Source organism: Nitrobacter sp. 62-13 (assembly GCF_001896955.1).
In the GTDB taxonomy this organism is placed as follows: Bacteria; Pseudomonadota; Alphaproteobacteria; order Rhizobiales; family Xanthobacteraceae; genus Nitrobacter.
In genome coordinates, this window is record NZ_MKRN01000059.1 from 5,968 (window position 1) to 6,603 (window position 636).

Here is a 636-nt window from a genome sequence, read left to right on the forward strand (position 1 = left end):
CGCAGGATGTCGACGGCCTTGTCGGAAAGCGCCTGCGCTTCAGCGGGATCGAAGGAGACCACCTCGTGGTGGAGCGCCTGGCTGTCCTTGTTCAGCGTGCTGAACAGCGTGACGCCGATCTCCATATAGGCCATGTAGATCTGGACCTGCGCAAAATAGAGCGGCTTTGAGGTGCGCAGGCCGCGCTTAACAATGTCGTTCCAGGACTTGGCGTTGAGGGCCTTGTGCTCCCACAGTGCCGGCCAAGGCACGCCGATGTCGGGGCCGGCAACGATCACGCCGTCGATATGACCGCGCAGCCGCCCGCCAGCCGCCGCAAAGCCGAACTGGCTGCCGTCGCGCCGCTGCGTCCGCAGATCGAACCCCGCAGCGCGCAGCCATACGATCGACAACGCCTCGTACCGGTGGCCTGCTTCGAACACCCGCAGCATGGCGCCGTCGAGGTCGTGACCGTCATCCGGTGGCGTATGGGTGATTTCGTAGGCGAGCCGGCGGCAGCAAGGCTCTCCCAGCCTCGAGGCACCGAGGTAATCGCGCTCGGGCTGCTCGCGCCGAGCCATCAAAAGAGCAGCATCGATCAGCGTGTTGACGCGCTGCGTCACGGATATCTCGCACGCGCCGATGCCGTACACATAT

At 64.6% G+C, this 636-nt stretch carries 1 protein-coding gene; it reads right to left on the reverse strand.

Features of this window, described 5'->3' with window-relative positions; genetic code table 11:
- A partial coding sequence (locus BGN91_RS06145; protein WP_292611461.1) for a hypothetical protein occupies window positions 1-632 on the reverse strand: 632 nt, incomplete at its 3' end.
- Window positions 633-636: the final 4 nt, after the last annotated feature.